The following is a 20,241-nucleotide window of genomic DNA, read 5'->3' on the forward strand; positions in this document are numbered from 1 at the left end:
GTCGAGCTGCCCACGTACGCCTTCCAGCACCAGCGCTACTGGATCGACGTGCCGCTCTCGGTGGGCGACGTCGCCTCCGCCGGTCTCGGCGCCGCCGGGCATCCGCTGCTGGGCGCCGCCGTCGAACTCCCCGACTCCGACGGCTTCCTGCTCACCGGGCGGCTCTCCCTGCAGACCCACCCCTGGCTCGCCGACCACGCCGTGTCCGGCACCGTACTGCTGCCGGGAACGGCCTTCGTGGAGCTGGCGGTCCGCGCCGGTGACCAGGTCGGCTGCGATCTGCTGGACGAGCTGACCCTGGAGGCGCCGCTGATCCTGCCCGCCCGGGGCGGGATCCAGCTGCGGTTGACCGTGGGCGCGCCCGATGCGAGTGGCCGCCGGGCGCTGGAGGTCTACTCCCGCCCGGAGCCGGACGCGGACCGGGGCGACGCCCCGGACGGGTCCTGGAGCCGCCACGCCAGCGGTGTGCTGGCCCCCGGCGACGCCGCCGACAGCGGGGCGGACCTGTCCGCATGGCCGCCCGCGGAGGCCGCCGCCCTCGAGGTGGACGGTCTCTACGAGCGGTTCGCGGCGGGCGGCTTCGGCTACGGCCCGGCGTTCCAGGGCCTGACGGCCGCCTGGCGGCGCGGTGCGGAGGTCTTCGCCGAACTGCGCCTGGACCAGCGGCAGCACCGCGACGCCGCGCTGTTCGGACTGCATCCGGCGCTGCTTGACGCCGCGCTGCACGGGGTCGCGCTCGGCGACTTCCTGGGCGCCGGGGCCGAGGGGATCCGGCTGCCGTTCTCCTGGAGCGGGGTCACCCTCCACGCGGCGGGTGCCACGGCGCTGCGCGTACGGATCGCCCCGGCCGGGCCGGAGGCGGTGGCGCTGACCGTCGCGGACGAGAACGGCGGCGCGGTCGCGTCGGTGGACTCCCTGGTGCTGCGGCGGATCGCCCCGGAGCAGCTGCGCGCGGCCCAGCTGACCTACCACGACTCGCTGTTCCGGCTGGAGTGGGCGCCGGTGCCCTCGCCCTCGGCGGCCCCGGCGGCCGTCCGCTGGGCCGTGGTCGGCGAGCAGGCCGCCGCGACCGGCAGGGACGCCTTCGGGCTGGTCGACGCGCTGGAGTCCATCGGCGCCGAGTGCGCCGTCTTCCCCGATCTGAGCGGGCTCGCGGCCGTGGTGGCCTCGGGCAGCCCCCGGCCGGATGTCGTGCTGCTCCCGCTCACCGGCCCCACCGGTGACGGCCATGTGGCGGAGGACGCACGGCTGGCCGCCCACGAAGCGCTGGACACCGCCCAGTCGTGGCTCGCGGAGGAGGGCCTTGCCGGGGCGCGGCTGGCGTTCGTCACCCGCGGGGCGGTCGCCACCTCCCCGGACGCGGCGGTGGCCGACCTGCCGCACGCGCCCGTATGGGGGCTGATCCGTACCGCCCAGACCGAGAACCCGGACCGCTTCCTGCTGCTCGACCTGGACGGCGAGGGGGCCCCGGCCGGCGCGCTCATGGCGGCGGCGGCCGGAGGTGAGCCGCAGCTCGCCGTCCGCGCGGGCGCCCTCCACGCGCCCCGGCTGGCCCGGGTCGCCACCCAGGGGGAGGACCAGACTCCGCAGGGGCTGCCGGAGTTCGACCCGGACGGCACGGTCCTGATCACCGGAGCCACCGGTGTCCTCGGCGGACAGCTCGCCCGCCATCTGGTGGCCGAGCGGGGTGTGCGGCATCTGCTGCTCAACAGCCGCCGCGGGCAGCGCGCCCAGGGGATGCCCGAGCTGGTCGACGAACTGACCGCGCTGGGCGCCGAGGTGAGCGTCGCGGCCTGCGATGTGGCCGACCGCTCCGCGCTGTCGCTGCTGCTGGCCGAGGTGGACCCGGAGCATCCGCTCGCCGCCGTCATCCACACCGCGGGGGTGCTGGACGACGGGCTGCTGCCCGCGCTCACCCCGGAGCGTATCGATACGGTCTTCCGGCCGAAGGTGGACGCGGCGCTCAATCTGCACGAGCTGACGGCCGATCTGGGCCTGAGGGCGTTCGTGCTGTTCTCGTCCGCCGCCGGTACCTTCGGCGCGCCGGGCCAGGCCAACTACGCGGCGGCCAACACCTTCCTTGACGCCCTTGCCGCGCACCGCCGCTCCGCCGGGCTGCCCGCGCTCTCGCTGGCCTGGGGCCTGTGGGAGCAGCGCAGCGCGATGACCGGCGGCATGGCGGACGCGGATGTGGCCCGCATGGAGCGCTCCGGGATGGCGCCGCTGACCTCGCGGGACGGTCTGGAGCTGTTCGACACGGCGGGCTCGGTGGCCGGCGAGGCGGTGCTCGTACCGCTGCACCTGGACGTCGCGCCGCTGCGCGAGCAGGCCGCCGAGGGTGCGCTGCCCGCCGTCTTCCGCGGTCTCGTCCGGGCCCCGGCCCGGCGCCGTACCGTCTCCGCGGGGGCGGCCGACACCGGCCCCTCGCTGGCGCGGCGGCTGGCCGGGCTGGCCGAGCCGGAGCGCGAGAAGGCCGTGCTGGACCTGGTACTCGGCCAGGCCGCCGCGGTCCTCGGCTTCGCGGACCCGGAGGCGGTGGGGGCCGCGCGGGGCTTCCTGGAGCAGGGCTTCGACTCGCTGACCGCCGTGGAGCTGCGCAACCGGCTGGGCGCCGCGAGCGGACTGCGGCTGCCCCCGACGCTGCTGTTCGACCATCCGACGCCCGAACTGGTCGCCCGGCAGCTGCTCGCGCAGCTGGCCGGTGCGGTGGCCGCCGAGGGCGGTGCGGTGTCGGACGCGGCGCGGGACGGGGCGGCGGGCGCGGAGCCGTCGGCGGTGTTCGGCGCGATGCTGCGGGAGGCCGGACGGTCCGGTCAGCAGGAGGAGTTCACCCGCCTGCTGATGGACCTCTCGCGCTTCCGGCCCTCGTTCGCCAGCCCCGCCGAGCTGGACCGGGCACCCGCGCTGGTACGGCTCTCGCGCGGCGAGACCGGCCCCGGGCTGGTGTGCTTCTCCTCGATCCTGTCGATCGGCGGCCCCCACCAGTACGCCCGGTTCGCCGCCGGATTCCGTGGCCACCGGAACGTCTGGGCGCTGGGCAACCCCGGTTTCGTCGCCGGGGAGCGGCTTCCGGCCAACCCGGAGGCGGTGATCGAGGCACAGGCCGAGGCGGTCCTGGGGGAGACCGACGGCGCGCCGTTCGTCCTGCTGGGCCACTCCTCGGGCGGGCTGCTCGCCCATGAGGTGGCCGCGAGGCTGGAGAGCACCGGGGTCTTCCCGGACGCGGTCGTCCTGCTCGACATCTACTCCCACGACCGGGACGCGGCCGTCGCCCTCCAGCCCGGCCTGAGCGCCGGAATGGACGAACGGAGCGCGGCCCAGGTACCGGTGGACGACACCCGGCTGCTCGCCATGGGCGCGTACTTCCGGCTGTTCGGCGAGTGGCGCCCCAAGGAGGTCAAGACCCCCACCCTGCTGGTCCGCGCGGGCGACCGCCTCTTCGACTGGTCCCGCGACGGCGACTGGCGCGCGTACTGGCAGCTCCCGCACACCGCGCTCGACGTACCGGGAAACCACTTCACGATGATGGAAGAGCACGCCGGAACAACGGCACGAGCCGTGGAAGGCTGGCTGTCGGCCTGACGGTCGCGGGCCCGGGACCACGAACCGGGGGCAAATGGAGGGACGCGGTTCAAGTACTAGGATGTTGAAAAGAGTTGATGGAGCCTGGGTGACGTGGGAGGAAACGCCGTGGCCGAGATGGGGAACGGATTCAGTCAGCAGTGGGACCCACTGAGCAGCGGTATCGCGGACCGCCTGCAAACCCACAAGGCTCACGGAGCCCGGGTCTACGACTACATCCTCGGCGGCAAGGACAACTACGTCGTCGACCGCGAGGTCGGCGATGCCTCCCTGCAGATCTGGCCCGCCCTGCGCGTTCACATGCGTGAAGGACGCGCTTTTATGCACCGATCCGCACGGTATCTGGCCGCCGAAAAGGGCATACGGCAGTTCCTCGACATCGGTACCGGCCTCCCCACCTCCCCCAACCTCCATGAAACGGTCCAGGCGGTCGCCCCCGCCTCACGCATCGTCTACGTCGACAACGACCCCATCGTCCTCGCCCACGCCCGCGCACTGATGCAAGGCAGCCCGGACGGTAAGATCAGCTACCTCGACGCGGACATGCGGGACCCCGAGCGCATCATCAACTCACCAGAGCTGGTCGATACGCTCGACCTCACCCAGCCCATCGCGCTGACCATCATCTCCGTGGTCCACTTCATCCTCGACGCCGACGAGGCCTACCGTGTCGTCAGGCAGCTCGTCGATGTCCTTCCCTCCGGCAGTTGGGTCGCCCTGACGGTGGCCACCGACGAGTTCGCACCCGAGATCCTTACCGAGGTCGCGCAGCAGTACGCCGATCACGGTGAGCCGCTGGTGTGGCGGACGAAGGCCGAGGCCGAACGCTTCTTCGACGGGCTTGAACTCGAAGAACCCGGCGTGGTCCAGATGCACAAGTGGCGCCGCGACCCCGCCGAGATCGCCGCCATCGCCGACCAGGACATCGCCATGTACGGCGGCATCGCCTACAAACCCTGAAACGCGCTCCGTCAGCGCTTGCGCGGGGGCCGCGACCGCTTGCCCGGACCCACCGTCACCACCTCGAAGTTGGACTTCGTGCGGTCCAGCCGGTGGAAGAGGTTGTCCGGCCCGGTGATGTACATCTTCGACACCCCGGCGCCCTTCAGGGTGTCCACCACCTTCGGCCAGTGGATCGGCAGATCGAAGGTGTCCAGCAGCATCGTGCGCAGCCCGTCGGCCGTGGTCACGACGGTGCCGTCCTGGTCGGTGACCACGGGCAGCTTCGGGTCGAGGATGTCGTACCGGGGCAGGATCTCCTCCGCGGCCCGACGGCGCAGCTCCGCGAACGCGGGCGCGTGCACCGCCGGGTACATGGAGTACATGGAGTAGCCACCGGCCTGGCTGATCGCCTTCTTGAACCACTCCAGCTCCGGCTCGCGCAGCGACACCATGAAGAAGCCGTCGTCGAGATAGCCGGAGTAGTCGTACCACTCACCGCGCTCACCGAGCTCGCTCAGGATCTCCGTCAGCTTCTCCTGCGGAGTGCGGACGAAGGTGTGGGTGACCGCGTCCTGGTACTCCTCGGCGAAGTACGCGTGCTCACACCGGGCCAGCTCCGCGGTGAGCCGCACCACCTCGGGGAACGGCAGCGAGCTGACGTAGGCCGTGGCCGCCTTCTGCCCGAAGCTGGGGCCCACGCACAGGTCGGGGACCAGTCCGTGCTCCTGCTCGGCCCGGTCCGCCGAGGCCATCGAGTTCACCAGGAAGGCGATCTGGGTGGCTTCGGAGTAGTCGTCCTCGGAGTCGCGGAGCCGGTCGAAGACCGAGTAGCCCAGCGCCTCGTCGGCCTCGGCGAGCCGCTTCCGGGCGAACGGGTCGAGCGTGAGGAACCTGCCCACTTCGGAGAAGCCGGAGGGTCCCATGCCCGGGAAAACGATGGCCGTCTGCGACGTCGTCTGCGTCTGCTCGGATGCCGTCATGGTGTGGTGCCCGTGCCTTACTCTCAAGTCCTGCTGTGGCTCAGTCCTGCGCCCGGCGGTTGAAGCCCCGGATGCCGATGAATCCGTAGATCACGATGGCCGCTCCGATGGCGGAGAAGCAGATCCACAGCGGGATCGACTCCGGCGTCTTGGGCCCGGGGGTCAGCAGCAGTCCGCGCATCGCCTCGGTGATGTAGGTCAGCGGGTTGAAGGTGCACAGGACCTGGAACCAGCGGACGCCGTCCAGGCTCCGCCACGGGAACTGCGTGGCCCCGGTGAACATGATCGGGGTGAGCGTCATGGCGAAGACGATGGAGATGTGACGCGCGGGCGCCAGGGTGCCCAGGGTGAGGCCGACGCAGCCGCCGACGAGTCCGCCGAGGCTGAGGATGCCCAGCGTCTCCGGCATCTTGGCGAGCGGCCAGGAGACGTCGTCCAGCAGCGCCAGACCGATCGGGATCATGACCAGCGAGCCGATCAGACCGCGCATCGCGCCGAAGACCGCCTTCTCCACCGCCACCAGGCCCACCGGGATGGGCGCGAGCAATCGGTCCTCGATCTCCTTGGTCCAGGAGAAGTCGATGGCCAGCGGCAGCGCGGTGTTCTGCAGGGCGACCAGGAAGCTGTTGAGCGCCACCACACCGGGCAGCAGCACCTGTTGGAAGCCGGGCTGGGTGAAGCCGATCTCGCCGAGCACCTTGCCGAAGACGAACAGCATGAAGAACGGTTCCACGATGACCTGGCCCAGGAAGGGGCCCATCTCGCGGCCGGTGACGAAGATGTCGCGCCACAGGATGAAGAAGAACGTCCGCCACCGGTTGGCGCGGCGCCGGTGACGTCCGCCGCGGCGCTTGGCGTCGGGCAGCTCGAGCTCGACCTCGGGCTGTGGCTCGGGCTCCACGAGGGGCGAACGGGCGTCGGCCGCCGCGATGATGGCGTTCAGCGCGGCCTTGGCGTCCTGCGCGGCCTGGGAGGCCGACGGGGCCGGTATGGGCTTGATGACCAGGGTCAGGGTGTCCCCGATGTCCCCGCTGCCGTGCGGGGCGGCCATGCCCCCGGCGTCGTGGTGCCGGTGCTCCTGCGGCCTGGAGTCGTGGTGCCGTGGGTCGTGCGGCCTGGTCTCGTGCTTGACCGGCGCGTTCGGGGCGGCCTTCCGGGCCTCGGCGCCCGGGTGCGAGGCCTCGGGACCGGGGCGCGGAACCTCGCCGCCCGGACGCGGGGTCGCCGAACCGGGGCGTTGGGGCGCGGAACCGGAGCGCGGGGCGGACGGCTTGGACCGTACGAGCACGGTCCGGGTGTCCTCGAAGCCGTCGTCCTCGGCGGACGCGGTGTCGGCGCCCCGCGGATCGGCGGCCCCGGAACCGTCCGGCCTGGCGTCGGCGGGCCCGCGTTCGGCGGGGGACCGCTCACCGCCCCGGGCGGCGGGGCCCTGACCCGCGGATCCCTGACCCGCGGATCCCTGACCCGCGGATCCCTGACCCGCGGATCCATGCCCCGCGGGCCCCTGACCGGCGGAGCCCCGGCCGCTGGAGCCCTGGCCACCGCCCTGGTGCTGGTGCGGGGGTTTCGCTGCCCCGCCCGTCGCGGGCCTCTCCTCGGCCGACTCGCCGCCGGGGGTCCCGTCCGTCGATGACGTGGGTCGTGAGGAGGAGCTCATCGCATCTCCTTCCCCGTCAGGTCGACAAAGACGTCTTCCAGGCTCGCCTTGCTCACATTCAGGTCCTTGATTTCGCACTCGGTGTCGGTCAGGGCCTTGATGACCGTGGGCAGAAGCACGGAGGACGGCGCGTTGCTGTAGACCTTCATCCGGAAGGTGCCGTCGTCGACGGCCCCGGTCCCGCCCTGCATCAGGGCGGCCATCTCGTCCTCGGCCTGCAGCACCTCGACCCGCTCGGCGACCCCGAGGTTCTGCACCGTGTGGACCACGCCGTTCATGCCGGAGTACGGCGGGCGCACCGAGACGGTCAGCGCGGTGTTGCTCATCCGGCTGGTCAGCGCCTCGGGGGTGTCCAGGGCGAGCAGCTTGCCGTGGTCGACGATGCCGATCCGGTCACAGAGCTTGGACGCCTCCTCCATGTCGTGGGTGGTGATCACCACCGTGACGCCACGGGTCTTCAGTTCCGCGACCCGGTCGCGGACGAAGATCTGGGACTGCGGGTCGAGTCCGGTGGCGGGCTCGTCCAGGAACAGCACCCGGGGGCGGTGCATCAGGGCCCGCGCGATCATCACGCGCTGGGCCTGACCGCCGGAGACCTGGTCCGCCCGGGCCTTGGCGTGGTCGGAGAGGCCGACCCAGTCCAGGCTCTCGTCCGCGAGGCGATTGCGCTCCGAGCGCGGAAGACCGTGGTAACCGGCGTGGAAGGTCAGGTTCTGGCGGATCGTCAGCGACCGGTCCAGATTGTTGCGCTGCGGCACGACGGCGAAGGACTGCCGAGCCACCGCCGGCCTGGCCACCACGTCGACGCCCTGCACGAAGGCGCGTCCGCCGCTCGGAGCGACCCGGGTGGTCAGGATACCGATGGTGGTCGTCTTACCCGCTCCGTTGGGCCCGAGGAAGCCGAAGACCTCACCGTGCCTGACGGTGAAGCTGAGATTGTCGACAGCCGGAACGGGCCGGCCGGGGTACTTCTTGATCAAGCCGTCGACAACGACGGCGAAATCAATAGGACGTGTTGTGTTCATCGCTGTCGTCGCACCGATTTAATTGGCTTGAGGAGACCATTACTTTGCACATGTTTAACACGACGGCTTGACTCCTGGCCCCTAACTGCCCCCAGATTAGGGGGTAGTGGCACGGGTGAGGGGGCCTTAGGGGGCGCCCGCCTGTGTCCAGCGCCACGTCGGGACGGGCGTGGTACCCGCATATAGCGCGTACCACGAATAGCGGTTACTAGGGGTTGTGGCCCCGGAGAAGGGCTCATAGCCTCACGGAGTCAGCATCTCGGACGAGCGTGGTCGACGCGCCCCACCGTGCACTCATGCCCGGCCCCTCAGTGCAATCGCGGGGATGTACTCCTTGAGCCAGATCAAGCCCGATGATGTGGGCCTTATTCGGATATTGCAAACGGAAACTCCAAGCAGTTTCCGGCTGATCTGTTTCCCGGAATCCGCCCACTCCACCGCGTACTACCTCTCACTGTCCGAGCTCCTGCTGCCCACGGTGGAGGTGTTGGCGATCCAGTACCCCCTCTACGCCGGGCTCGAGGACGATGAGCCGCTGACCGACTCCGCCGACCTCGCGGACCGGATCTTCGGTGCGCTGGGGGAGTGGATGGACCGCCCGCTGGCCTTCTTCGGCCACCGGGCCGGCGCCGACCTCGCCTACCGCGTCGCCGAGCGCCTGGAGCGGGAGACCGGGACCCCGCTGCTGACCCTGTTCGTCTCCGGCCGGACCGCGCACTGGGGCATGACCCTGGGGCCCCCGGCGCTCGGCTGCCGGATCGTCGCCCTCGCCGGTGAGGGCGATCCCAAGACCCCGCTGCGCGGCGTACGGGCCTGGCGGCGGCGGACCAGCGGACGATTCGACCTCGAGGTGTTTCCCGGTTCCCGCTACTACCTCGACTCGAGCCGGAGAGAGGTCGTCAACCTGGTGCACGACCAGCTGCTCTCCCAAGTCCCCGTCGACGCCGAGTGGGAGGCCGGCGCCGAAGACCAGGGAGCCTAGGGGGGACCCGCCCAGGGCTGCCCGTACTCCTGAGCGAAAAGGAAAAGAGTACGTTCGATGACCGCGAAGATCTACGCGCTCGACTCGGTGCAGACCCTGGCCGACTTCGAGCTGGACGCGCTGCGCGTCGCCGATGTGATCCGCGAGCACGGGGTGACCCACGGCGACCGCGTCATCTTCAAGGCGGGCAACTCCGCCGCCTATGTGAGCGTGCTGTTCGCGCTCATGCACGTGGGCGCCTCCATCGTCCTGGTCGACCAGCAGGAGCACCCGGACGAGACCCGGCGGATAGCGGGGCGCACCGGCGCCGCGATCGCCCTGGTGGACGACGACGCCCCGATCCACGACGACATCCGTACGGTGAACCTCTACGAGCTGATCGCCCCGGCCGCCGGGCGCCCGCTCAGCCAGCGGGAGCTGTCCTTCGACGCCTGGGCCGACCGGCGCGACGGCCTGATCATGTGGACCTCGGGCTCCACCGGCGAGCCCAAGGGCGCCGTCAAGTCCGGCCGTAAGTTCCTCATCAACCTGGAGCGCAACGCCGCCCAGGTCGGGCACCGGCCGGACGATGTGCTGCTGCCGCTGCTGCCCTTCGCCCACCAGTACGGGCTGTCCATGGTGCTCATCGCCTGGCTCACCCGCTGTTCCCTGGTGATCGCCCCGTACAAGCGCCTGGACCGGGCCGTCCAGATGGCCGGACGGACCGGCGCCACGGTGATCGACGCCACCCCGTCCAGCTACCGCACCATGCTCAACCTGGTCGGCCGCAAGCCGTCGCTGCGGGCCCAGTTGGCGGGCGTCCGGATGTTCTGCTCGGGCGCCGCGCCGTTGGACGGCGCGCTCTCCGAGCGCTATGTGGCCGAATTCGGACTGCCGCTGCTGGACAGCTACGGCAGCACCGAGCTGGGCAACATCGCCTTCGCCACCCTGGAGAACCCGGTCTCCTGCGGCCGGGCCATGGACGGCATCAAGCTGCGGGTCATCGGCGAGGACGGCCACCCGGCCGCCCCCGGCCAGGCCGGTGAGATCGAGGTCGACACCCCGGACGCGCTCGAGGGCCACCTCGCCGAGGACGGCACCATCGACGCCGTGCCCACCGGCTGGCAGTCCACCGGCGACCTCGGCTACCTCGACGGACGGGACAACCTCTTCGTCCTGGGGCGGAAGTTCGCGGTGCACCGCTCCGGCTACACGCTCTACCCCGAGCTGATCGAGCGTAAGGCGGCGCTCGCCGGGATCTCCACCCGGATCGTGCCGCTCCCCGACGAGCGCCGCGCCGGTGACGAGCAGCTGGTCTTCTTCGTGGAGGACGAGGAGCTGCGGGACGCCAAGCACTGGCGGGAGCGGCTTTGCCAGGTGCTCCCGGTCTACGAACAGCCCAACCGGGTCGAGGTGCTGGAGAACTTCCCGCTCAACCGCAACGGCAAGCCGGACAAGCGCCGCCTCGAAGAGCTCGCCCGGGGCTGAGACATGACGTGACACAGGACGGGGGAGCCGCCGGCTCCCCCGTCCTGCGTGACCCCGCAGGCGTCAGTCGTACGGAAGCTCCAGCGGCGCGAAGGTGTCGAAGAGGTCACCGGGGCCGGGGTTGTCCGGGTGGGTGGTGCCGCCGAGGTGGCGCAGCACGCCCCACACCGCGTTCAGCGCCGTGGTCACCGCGCCCTCGGCGAACCCGGCCGTCCAGGAGACATCGTCCCCGCACAGGAAGAAGCCCTGCTGCCCCGGATCCATCCCGTCCTGCATGAACTGGGTGAACAGCCGCCGCTGATAGCGGTAGTGGCCGGGCAGATTGTTCTTGAAGGCGCCCATGAAGCGGGGCTCGGTCTCCCAGGTGACGGTCAGCGGCCCCGCGATGATGTGCGACCGGATGTCCACGTCCGGATAGATCACGGCCAGCTTGGCCAGCAGCGTCTCCAGCCGCTCCTCGGCCGAGAGCGTGGCGACCTTCAGCGAGTCGTCGTTCCAGGTGTACGACAGGCACATCACCCCGGGCTGGCCGGGCCCGTCGTCGAACAGGTAGACCCCGCGCGGCATCCGGTCGGTGAGCGTCATGCTCATCGCGTCCTGGCCGGTCGCCGGGTCGGTGTCCCGCCAGAACGGCCGGTCGACCAGGACGAACAGCTTGGACGCGCCCATGTAGTGGGTGCGCTCCACAGCGGTCCACCGCGGGGTGGACAGCAGCGTCGGATCGCAGTCGACCCGGTTCAGCAGCGTCCACACATGCGGGCTGTAGACCACCGCGGGGAACGTGCGCTCCGCGCCGCTCTCGTCCGTCACCCGGATGCCGTCGGCGGTCCGCCGCAGCCGGGTGACCGCGGGCCGGGGCCGGCCGTCGTGCAGCGAGGCCAGCGAGGTGCCCCGCGGCCAGTGGGCGAGCCCATCGGGCCGGTGCTCCCACAGCCCGTTGGGCACCTGGGAGGAGCCGCCGACTATGCCGACCTGGTTGTCGTCGGCCTCGGTGACCACGACGCGCAGGATCTCCAGCACCGAGTTGGGGAAGTCGGTGTCCCAGCCGCCGGTGCCGAAGCCCACCTGGCCGAAGATCTCCCGGTGGCGGAACGACTGGAAGGTGGAGGAGGTGGCGAGGAAGCCGTAGAAGGACTGGTCGTCGAACTCCCTGACCAGCGAGTTCCATACGGTCTTCAGCGTGCTGACGTCCCGCCGCTGGATGGCGTCCCGCAGCGTGGCCAGGTCGGCCCGCTCCTGGAGCGCCTTGTCCCAGGCGTCGGCGACCTCCTGGTACACCTCCGGTAGCTCACCGGCGGTGCGCGCCCGGTCCTGACCGCCGTTCAGATCGATCAGCGTGCTCGCGGTGGCCGGTGCCAAGGGATTAGGGAAAGGACGAGTGGACAGCCCCAGCAAATCGATGTAGTGGAACAGCGACCGGGCGGCGACGGGAAAGCGCATGGCACCCATCTCCGCCTTGTATTCCGGATTACCGGGGAAGGGCGTGGAACGCATCCGGCCGCCCAGTTGCTCCGCCTCATAAAGAACTGGGGAAAGCCCTAGTCGTAGAAGCTCATAGGCCGCGGTAAGACCCGACATCCCGCCGCCGATGACGGCGACTTCGGTCCCGTGCATCGCTGCGGGCAGGGCGCCCAGACCTGCCGGATGGGACAGCCATCTGTCGTAGGAAAAGGGGAAATCCGGCACGAGCATCGTCGTGGCGGACGCGGTGGCGCACGTCATGGCATCAACCTCGTTGGGGCCGAGTGGCTTCGCGGGGATCAGGCGGTATAAGCGACATCGAAATCCAGGCTCGCGGGCAGTTCTCGGCGCTGGCTGATGTTGATCTTCCGGTAGACACGGGTCAAGTGTTGTTCCACCGTGGAGATCGTGATGAAAAGCTTAGCGGCGATCTCACGGTTGGTGTAGCCGGAAGCTGCTAGTGCTGCCACTCGACTTTCTGCGTCAGAGAGTTCGGAAAAGGCGGCGGTATCCTCTCCGGTACGGGCCGCCTCCGACAGGGCCGAACGGGCCGGAGTGCGCTGCAATGAGCGGGACAGCTCATCGGCGCCGCAGCTGTCCGCGAGCCGCAGGGCCCGACGGGTCATCAGTCGGCTGGTGTCCAGATCGCCGAGCTGCTTGTGCGCCTCCGCGAGGTCCGCGAGCGCCCGCGCCATCTCGTACCAGCCGCCGCTCGCCTGGAGCACCCCCACCGCCTGCTGCAGCAGCGCGACGCGCTCGTGCCGCGGCCGGGTGGCGGCCAGGACCCGCAGCGCGGCGCCCCGGGTGCGCGAGGAGGACTCCCCGGCCAGTTCCAGCTGCTCCTCCGCCAGCCGCGCCGCCCGCTCCTGGCCGCCGAGCGTCAGCCAGGTCTCGGCGGCGCCGAGCCGCCAGGTCAGGGTGGCGGGGGAGTCCAGACCCCATGCGGCCATCTTCTCGCCGCAGGCGCGGAAGTCGGTGAGGGCCGCGTGCTGACGGCCGGTGGCCAGCTGGTGCCGGGCCCGTGCGTAGAGGTAGTGCAGCCCGAAGCGGTTGCGGTACATCCCGTCCGGCACCGGGCGGGCGAGCAGTTCGGCCGCCGCGTCATGGTTGCCCATCGCGGTGTGGGCGTTGATCAGCATCCCCAGCGGCATGCCGACGGTGACGCCCCAGCCGCGCGCCGGAAGCTCCTCAAGCGCCCGCTCCGCGTACCGGACGGTGTCCCGCAGCCGTCCCACGCGCAGCGCGATCTGGGCCCGCAGCACGCAGAAGTAGGCCAGCAGCGCCTTGGCGCCGCGCTCGGAGGTCTCCTCGATCAGCCGGTCGCACCAGGTGGTGGCGGTGGCGTGGCGGTCGGCGTACACCAGCGTCTGGAGCGCGGCGTGCACCGTCAGCATCGTACGGTCGGAGAGCCGTACGGTCTCCAGCACCCGCTCCGCCGCCCGTACGGCGCGCTCGTCGACTCCCCGGCTCAGCACGGTCCGCAGCGCGCGGAACGCGGTCAGATGGGGCGACTCCGGGGTCTGGTCCGGCGACAGCGGGACGTCCCACGGGCCGTCGTCCTCCTCCTGGTCCAGGAAGGGCCGCAGCTCGGGGTGGTCGGGGTAGGTGGAGGACAGCGCGAGCCGGATGGCGCGCAGCCCGGTGTCCAGCCCGGTGCCGGGGTGTTCGGCGGCGGCCCGGCTGACCTGCTCGAGCGCGGCGGCGGCCTCGTCCATCCGGCCGAGGCCCAGCAGCCCGATGACGACCGGGATGGTCTCGGGGGCGGGCAGCAGCCCGCTGCCCGCGGGACCGGCCAGCGACTGCAGCCGCCGCATCTGGGAGAGCGGGTTGAACGGCCACATGGCCTGCACCATCGTGGCCTGGAGCTGAAGCGCCTCGCGCTCGTCGGTGGTGTAGCGGTCGGCCATCTGGAGGCAGTTCATCGCCAGTTCTCTGTGGTCCGCGGCGATGGCGTGCACGGCGGCGTCGCACAGCGCCTGCGTGATCCAGTCCTCGACCGGCCCGGGCGCCTCGTGGGCGAGCAGATGGCGGGCCACGTCGATGGGGTCGGCGCCCTCCTCGTACAGCAGCCGGGCGGCGCGGTGGTGCAGCGGGCCGAGCTCGTGCAGCTCCAGGTCGTCCAGGAGCACCGTGCGCACCGCGTCGCTGCGGAACCGCCCGCCGTGCAGGATCCCGACCTCGGTGAGCAGCGCGACGGACTGCCGGACCAGCCGCTCCTCGACCTCGATCAGCCTGCTCAGCAGGGGAACGGACGTGGCGTCACCCAGCAGCGCGACTCCGTGGGCCACCCGGCGGTGGGCCGGTCCGCCGCGGTAGACGCAGGACAGCGCCGCCTGCCGGAACAGCTCACCGGCCACCGGGGCGTCCGTACCGGGCGCGGGGTCGAGGGGGCCGCGGGTGAGACGGGAGAACCGGTCGTCCAGCAGCCCGCGCAGCAGCAGCAGATTGCCGCCGGTCAGCTCGTGGTACGCGGCGGCGTGGCGCCCGGCGTCCTCGGTGCCCAGCTCCCCGGCCAGCAGTGTGGAGACGCCCGAGACGGTGAGCGGGGCGAGCCGGACGTGGCACACCTTCGGCTCGTGCAGCAGCTCGTCCAGGGCGGTGGCGGCGGGGCCCGTCAGCGCCCCGCGGCTCACCACGACGGACAGCGCCCCCGAGCGGCAGCGGCGGATGCCGTACGCCAGGCAGCGCAGCGACGGCAGATCGGCGAACTGCACATCGTCGATGGCGATCAACAGGGGGGCGTCGCCGGTCAGTTGGTCGAGGGTGCGGTGGAAGTCCTGGAGCAGCGGGAGCTCGGCCTGTGCCGGGCCGTTCGGGTCGCGCAGCGCCTCGAGGCCGGGGCGCGGCCGGGAGGGCCGCACATGGGGCGGCATGCCCTGGTAGAGCTGCTCGAGCACGGCGTAGGGGAACTTCTGCTCCGAGGCGGAGGCGACCGCGGGCAGCACCCGGACGCCGCGTCCGCCCGCCGTATCCGTCACGGTGTGCAGAAGTGCGGTCTTGCCCGATGTCACCGCGCCGCTGATGACGGCGAGCCGGCTTCCCTCGCGGGCGCCCTCGAAGAGGAGCCGATTGAGCCGGGCTATCTCCTGATCGCGCTCCACCAACACGTACGAAACACCTTCCCCGAGTTTCCGTGTGCGCAGGGGTGTTGAAAGCGAATCACCGTGCATGGCGCACCTGGTAATGCATCGTCCCCCGAGAGTTGAAAATACCGTGCCGCTGTTCGGGTCCCCTATCCCTTCCGTTCGGGTCCCCTATCACCTTCCGTTGCCGCACGCTGTGCGGCGGCATCGCTGCTCTGTGTCATGTCGCGTGTTCCCCACCCCGCCCGGCCGGGTTGGGCATGCCGACCGGGATCACGGGTATGGGGTGGATGCGCACTCTAGCAGTGCTGTTGGTACGAAAAGATGACCGTCTCGTCACGGGAGAAAGTGTTCGATTACGGTCTCGTCCCTGGAGCCGAGTTGTGAAGTTCGGAGTCGACTCTCAGATCGGGCTTCGTCGCAGGTGGTTGGGGGGTTCCTGGAGGTAACGCCCCTGTCAGATGTGAAAGTTGCGCAAAAGTGTAGGAAACAACTGAACCTTGAGTTCGTCCTCCCGCATCCCGTTGTGTGTGTTTCCCCTGTTCGATGGTCGGCGTCATCGTCGCCCCAGGCATCCATTAGCATCGCCGCGGCCACCGATTCGCCCGCGGTGTGTCATGGGCCACTATGGGAACGGCTACTAGGGAAACCACTAGTTGTCGGATAGTGGTCCGAGCGAGAAACGGGAGGAAGTGCGCGTGGTCTACCAGAAGTTGACATTTGTCGTCGGCACCGGTCGGTGCGGTTCGACGGCCCTGTCTCAGATCATTAATATTCATCCGGATGTTCTCAGCGTCAATGAATTGTTTGCCAGCATTCCCGATGCGGAGGTGCTGGACGAGGCCCCGCTGAGCGGTTCGGATTTCTGGGGATTTCTGTCCCGGCCCAATGTGGTCACCAATAGCATGATCAAGAATGGCGCCATCCCGCCCGAGTTCCTGTATCACAGAATGCCCAAGCGGCGGTTCGACGCGGAGACCACCGGTGTCCCGGCCGTCAGCGTCATGGTGCTGCCCCATCTGACCGACGACCCCGACGCGCTCTTCGACGAGTTGGCGGCCGAGGTCACCACCTGGCCCACCCGTCCTCCGGCGGACCACTGGAGGGCCCTCTTCGCCACCCTCGGCGCACGGCTCGGCAACCCCGGAGCCGTCGTCGAACGCACCGGCCTCTCCATCGGCCGGGTGCCCGATATGCGCCGCGCCTTCCCCGAGGCCCGCTTTGTGCACCTCTACCGCCAGGGCCCCGACTGTGCCGTCTCGATGAGCCGCCACTTCAGCTTCCGGATGATCCCGATGCTGTGGGAGATGGCCGACCGCTGCGGTCTCGAGAGCCCGTCGCAACTGACGCCGGAACACGCGGCCCAGCTCCCGCCCGACCTCGCCCCGCTGCTGAGCGACCGGTACGACCCGGCGCTGGTGTGGGAACGCCCCATCCCGATCGACACCTTCGGCACCCTGTGGTCCGAGACGATCGTCGACGGCCTGCGGAAGCTGGACCGGGTCCCGGCCGAGCAGCGCACCGCGCTGTCGTACGAGACCCTGCTGGAGGAGCCGGAGAAGGAGCTGATCCGGCTCGCCGAGTTCATCGGGGTGGAACCGCGCCGCGACTGGCTGGACGCGTCCATCGCCCACCTCGACGGCGGCCGGCCCGGCGCGGCCAGCAAGCTGGCCGGGGATGAGCTCACCACGCTGCTGGAATCCTGTAGCCCGGGGATGCGGGCGCTCGCCGCCCATCAGTAGGGCGCATGTCGTCATCCGGTGGCGGCCGCCCTCCTGGAGGCCGGTCGCCGGGTGGCGCCCGGTGCCTATCATCGTGGTGTGCAGTTGCAACAGCTGCGTTATTTCGCCACCGTCGCGGAGACCCGGCACTTCACCCGCGCCGCGGAGCTCCTGCATGTCGCCCAGCCCTCGCTGTCCCAGCAGATCCGCACCCTCGAACGGGAGCTGGGAGCCGATCTCTTCCACCGGGTGCGCGGCAATATCGCCCTCACCGACGCGGGAGAGGCACTGCTGCCACTGGCCCGCCAGATCCTCGCCGACACCGAGACCGCGCACCGCGAGGTCCAGGAGGTCGCCCAGCTGCGGCGCGGCCGGGTGCGGCTGGGGGCCACACCCAGCCTGTGCGCCAGCTTCGTCCCCGATGTGCTGCGCCGCTTCCACGACGAGTTCCCGGGCATCGAGCTGATCGTGGACGAGGGCGGTTCCCAGGACCTGGTCCGCACGCTCTCCGCGGGCGAGCTGGACCTCGCGCTGATCATCACCCCGGTGCTCGGCCAGGCTCCCGCCCTCGCCGCCACCGAGCTGTTGCGGGAGGAGCTGGTGGTGGCCTCCTCGCCCGCGTCCCCGCCGCCCACCCGACGTCGGCGGATCCAGGTCGATGAGCTGCGGGACCGGCCGATGGTGATGTTCCGGCGCGGCTACGACCTGCGGGAATTCACCACCGCCGCCTGCCGGGCCGCCGGTTTCGAGCCGTCCTTCACGGTCGAGGGCGGCGAGATGGACGCGGTGCTGGGCTTCGTACGGGCCGGGCTCGGCATCGCCGTACTGCCGGGGATGGTGGCCGCCCGGTCCGGGCTGCGGATCACGCCGTTCGCCGGCCACGACATGCAGCGCACCATCGCCGTCGCGCACCGTAAGGACGTCGCGCCGCCCAGGGCCGCGCGGGAGCTGCGCCGGGTGATGCTCGAGCATCTGCGGACGGCGGCCACGGGGGAGTTCGGCCTGCCGCCGACCACCACGCGACTGCTGCCGTAGCGGGCGGCGGTGGCCTGGCACAGCGGGGTGCCGGTTGCCGTAAGGCCGCTGAGGGGGTGGTGGCAGCCGTAAGGCCGCCGGGTGGGGGTGGCCGGTTGCCGTAAGGCCGCCGGGGGCTGGCGGTCAGCCCCAGATCGCGTGGGCCAGCCCCACACCCGCGAAGGTGGCTCCCACCCCGACCACCAGGCTCAGCACCACATTGGCCACGGCGAAGAGCCGGGCGCCCTCCTCGGCCAGCCGCAGGGTCTCGTACGAGAACGTCGAATACGTCGTCAGCGCCCCACACAGCCCCATGCCCAGCAGCAGTTGCAGCCGCTGGCCCGCCGCCGCCCCGGTCAGCAGGCCCAGCATCAGACAGCCCCCCATGTTGACCAGGAACGTGCCCCAGGGGAACACCGAGTCGTGCCGCGTCTGCACCGCCCGGTCGGTCAGATAGCGCAGCGGGGCGCCGAGCATCCCGCCCGCGATCACCAGCAGCCAGTTCACCGGGCCGCCCTCCCGCCGGGGCCGCCGTACGCACCGCCGCCGTACGTGCCGAGGGCCCGCCGGGTCGCCGTCACGGCCGCCCATACGGCCGCCATCGCGACCACGAGGGTCCCCATCAGATAGCCGAAGGCGATCGCGATGCGGCCGTCCTGCACCAGCCGGGTGAAGTCCACGGCGTACGTCGAGAAGGTGGTGAAGCCGCCGAGCACACCGGTGCCGAAGAAGGGCCGCACCAGCCGGTGGGCCGTCCACACCTCGGTGACCAGTGCCAGAAAGACGCCGATGATCGCGCAGCCGACGGCGTTGACCAGCAGGATCGTCCAGGGGAAGGCGCTGGGCGGGGTCGGCCACAGCAGCGACGCACCGTAGCGGGCCGTCGCCCCGAGCGCACCGCCCGCCGCCACCACACCCACCACCGGGCCCTGCCCCCGCCATGGGCTCGGCCCGGCGGACGGGGCCGGGCCGGTATCGGGGTCGATGGGCTCGTCCACCACATCTGACCGTGAGCTGCCCATGGGGCTCAGATTACGTCGTGACGTGGACACCGGCCGACCGGGCAGGGCTCCATACGGGTGCTTCATGAGCGCCGTACGGGCGCCGTACGGAGGGACCCCGGCAGCGGGTCAGTGGTCCCGGCGCGCCACGAAGTCGCACAGCGCGTGCAGCACCCGGGTCGCCGGGCCGTCCGGCAGCCCGTTCGCCGCGGTCCGGGCGCGCAGCAGCCGGGCGTGCATCACCGTGCGCGCCTCCGCCAGCGCCCCGCAGCGGTGCAGCAGCGCCACGGCCCTCGGCAGCCCGACGCCCTCCGGGCCCGCGGTGGCGGCGGTCAGCAGGGTGCGCAACTCACCCGTCTCCGGCCGCTCGTCGGCGAGGGCGAGCAGCACCGGGAGGCTGGCGACCCCGATTGCGAGATCCTTGCCCTGCTCCTTGCCGGAGACCTCGGAGGTGGAGGTGATGTCGAGGATGTCGTCGGATATCTGGAACGCGATGCCCAGATGTTCTCCGTATTCGGCGAGCGCCTGGACGGCGCGCTCGGGGGCGCCTGTCCGGACCGCCCCGAGCTGCAGCGCCATGGCGATGAGCGCGGCCGACTTCCCGGCCACCACGGTGAAGTAGTGGGAGAGCGGATCGTCGTCGTCCGAGGGGCCGATGAGTTCCCGTATCTGGCCCATGATCAGCCGATTGGTGACCTTGGACTGCAACCGTATGGCCTCCGGGCCGAGTTCGGCGGCGAGCTGCGCCGCCTTCGACAGCAGCCAGTTGCCCGCGAGGACGGCGGTGGTGTTGCCCCAGCGGGCGTTGACGCTGGGGACTCCGCGCCGGGTGCGCGCCTGGTCCATCACGTCGTCGTGGTAGAGCGAGGCGACATGCACCAGCTCGGCCAGGGCGGCGGCCTCCGCGGCGGAGGACGGGTCGTACTCGCCGAACTCCGCGCCCACCAGCGCCAGGAGCGGGCGCAGCCGCTTGCCACCGGGGCCGAAGAGATGTCCGGCGACCTCGGCGATACAAGGGTCCCGGGCCTCGGCGGCGAGAGCGCGCAGCCGCTCCTCCGAGGCGTCCATTCCGCGTTCCAGCCGGGCCGTGAGCGCGGGGTCGCCGATGGTGAGCTCCATGGCTATGGAGCCCCTGGGCTCGGTTCTGACGGACGCGACCATGCCGCGGACCGTAGGCGAGCGGCACCCCGGAACCCCTGATTCCGTCAGGAAGGTGCCATTTTCCGTATCCCAGGCCTTTCCGCAGGCCCGCAGGCCCGTACGCGGCCCGGGAACCCCTCGGCGGGTGACCGCCACCCTGCAGGTACCGTCAGGCCCGTCGACGCC

General features: G+C 71.0%; 14 protein-coding genes. 6 read left to right on the plus strand and 8 right to left on the minus strand.

The annotated features are described in order from the left end of the window. Both VT50_RS27465 and VT50_RS27470 read left to right on the plus strand, forming a co-directional pair. Positions 1–3,582 (plus strand): type I polyketide synthase (locus VT50_RS27465; protein WP_143645281.1); only part of this gene is annotated, 3,582 nt, incomplete at its 5' end. A 117-nt stretch (positions 3,583–3,699) separates the two neighbouring features. After that, positions 3,700–4,542 carry an SAM-dependent methyltransferase gene (locus VT50_RS27470; protein WP_046087269.1) on the plus strand — a complete coding sequence of 281 codons (843 nt, stop codon included), beginning with the start codon at positions 3,700–3,702 and terminating at the stop codon, positions 4,540–4,542. A gap of 11 nt (positions 4,543–4,553) precedes the next feature. On the opposite strand, the gene VT50_RS27475 is transcribed toward VT50_RS27470, so the two are convergent. Genes VT50_RS27475 through VT50_RS27485 form a run of 3 tightly spaced genes read right to left on the minus strand, consistent with a single transcriptional unit; the run spans position 4,554 to position 8,186 of the window. Further along, positions 4,554–5,504: an ACP S-malonyltransferase gene (locus VT50_RS27475; RefSeq protein WP_046087253.1), complete on the minus strand. Its 951-nt coding sequence runs from the start codon at positions 5,502–5,504 to the stop codon at positions 4,554–4,556. Between the two features lie 40 nt (positions 5,505–5,544). Next, entirely contained in the window at positions 5,545–7,161 is a 1,617-nt protein-coding gene (locus VT50_RS40630) for an ABC transporter permease (RefSeq protein ID WP_240529332.1), read from the minus strand. Beyond that, complete coding sequence (locus VT50_RS27485) at positions 7,158–8,186, minus strand: ABC transporter ATP-binding protein (RefSeq protein ID WP_078840781.1); 1,029 nt, start codon at positions 8,184–8,186, stop codon at positions 7,158–7,160. Before VT50_RS27485 ends, VT50_RS40630 begins: the two co-directional genes overlap by 4 nt. Before the next feature lie 325 nt (positions 8,187–8,511). Here VT50_RS27485 and VT50_RS27490 point away from each other — a divergent pair, with 325 nt between their 5' ends. Next, positions 8,512–9,168: a thioesterase II family protein gene (locus VT50_RS27490; RefSeq protein ID WP_046087254.1), complete on the plus strand. Its 657-nt coding sequence runs from the start codon at positions 8,512–8,514 to the stop codon at positions 9,166–9,168. Between the two features lie 57 nt (positions 9,169–9,225). Continuing rightward, complete coding sequence (locus tag VT50_RS27495; RefSeq protein ID WP_046087255.1) at positions 9,226–10,635, plus strand: class I adenylate-forming enzyme family protein; 1,410 nt, start codon at positions 9,226–9,228, stop codon at positions 10,633–10,635. Positions 10,636–10,698: 63 nt separating this feature from the next. Here VT50_RS27495 and VT50_RS27500 read toward each other — a convergent pair whose 3' ends face one another. Further along, positions 10,699–12,357, minus strand: coding sequence for a flavin monoamine oxidase family protein (locus VT50_RS27500; protein WP_046087256.1), 1,659 nt, complete (start codon positions 12,355–12,357; stop codon positions 10,699–10,701). A gap of 38 nt (positions 12,358–12,395) precedes the next feature. Beyond that, positions 12,396–15,197 (minus strand): helix-turn-helix transcriptional regulator, encoded by a 2,802-nt coding sequence (locus tag VT50_RS27505; RefSeq protein WP_075200398.1) that lies wholly within the window; start codon positions 15,195–15,197, stop codon positions 12,396–12,398. A gap of 680 nt (positions 15,198–15,877) precedes the next feature. Here VT50_RS27505 and VT50_RS27510 point away from each other — a divergent pair. Then, complete coding sequence (locus VT50_RS27510; protein WP_046087257.1) at positions 15,878–16,921, plus strand: sulfotransferase; 1,044 nt, start codon at positions 15,878–15,880, stop codon at positions 16,919–16,921. A gap of 78 nt (positions 16,922–16,999) precedes the next feature. Next, positions 17,000–17,935 (plus strand): LysR family transcriptional regulator, encoded by a 936-nt coding sequence (locus tag VT50_RS27515; protein ID WP_046087273.1) that lies wholly within the window; start codon positions 17,000–17,002, stop codon positions 17,933–17,935. Between the two features lie 123 nt (positions 17,936–18,058). On the opposite strand, the gene crcB (VT50_RS27520) is transcribed toward VT50_RS27515, so the two are convergent. The 3 genes from crcB (VT50_RS27520) to VT50_RS27530 form a co-directional block, all read right to left on the minus strand. Next, positions 18,059–18,421 (minus strand): fluoride efflux transporter CrcB, encoded by a 363-nt coding sequence (gene crcB, locus VT50_RS27520; protein WP_046087258.1) that lies wholly within the window; start codon positions 18,419–18,421, stop codon positions 18,059–18,061. Further along, the gene (gene crcB, locus VT50_RS27525) at positions 18,418–18,936 is read right to left on the minus strand and encodes a fluoride efflux transporter CrcB (RefSeq protein WP_046087259.1); all 519 of its coding nucleotides are present in this window, start codon (positions 18,934–18,936) and stop codon (positions 18,418–18,420) included. The genes crcB (VT50_RS27520) and crcB (VT50_RS27525) overlap by 4 nt, the downstream gene beginning before the upstream one ends. Positions 18,937–19,044: 108 nt before the next feature. Next, positions 19,045–20,076 (minus strand): polyprenyl synthetase family protein, encoded by a 1,032-nt coding sequence (locus tag VT50_RS27530; RefSeq protein WP_046087260.1) that lies wholly within the window; start codon positions 20,074–20,076, stop codon positions 19,045–19,047. Positions 20,077–20,241 lie beyond the last annotated feature (165 nt).

Origin of the sequence: Streptomyces antioxidans, assembly GCF_000968685.2 — a bacterium.
Taxonomy (GTDB): Bacteria; Actinomycetota; Actinomycetes; order Streptomycetales; family Streptomycetaceae; genus Streptomyces; species Streptomyces antioxidans.

What these genes read in the sequence shown, in the direction of transcription:
- VT50_RS27500 (WP_046087256.1), bottom strand. Translation starts at nt 12,357, where the DNA reads ATGACGTGCGCCACCGCGTCCGCCACGACGATGCTCGTGCCGGATTTC.
- VT50_RS40630 (WP_240529332.1), bottom strand. Translation starts at nt 7,161, where the DNA reads ATGAGCTCCTCCTCACGACCCACGTCATCGACGGACGGGACCCCCGGC.
- crcB (WP_046087259.1), bottom strand. Translation starts at nt 18,936, where the DNA reads ATGGGCAGCTCACGGTCAGATGTGGTGGACGAGCCCATCGACCCCGAT.
- VT50_RS27490 (WP_046087254.1), top strand. Translation starts at nt 8,512, where the DNA reads ATGTACTCCTTGAGCCAGATCAAGCCCGATGATGTGGGCCTTATTCGG.
- VT50_RS27530 (WP_046087260.1), bottom strand. Translation starts at nt 20,076, where the DNA reads ATGGTCGCGTCCGTCAGAACCGAGCCCAGGGGCTCCATAGCCATGGAG.
- VT50_RS27470 (WP_046087269.1), top strand. Translation starts at nt 3,700, where the DNA reads ATGGGGAACGGATTCAGTCAGCAGTGGGACCCACTGAGCAGCGGTATC.
- VT50_RS27475 (WP_046087253.1), bottom strand. Translation starts at nt 5,504, where the DNA reads ATGACGGCATCCGAGCAGACGCAGACGACGTCGCAGACGGCCATCGTT.
- VT50_RS27485 (WP_078840781.1), bottom strand. Translation starts at nt 8,186, where the DNA reads ATGAACACAACACGTCCTATTGATTTCGCCGTCGTTGTCGACGGCTTG.
- VT50_RS27495 (WP_046087255.1), top strand. Translation starts at nt 9,226, where the DNA reads ATGACCGCGAAGATCTACGCGCTCGACTCGGTGCAGACCCTGGCCGAC.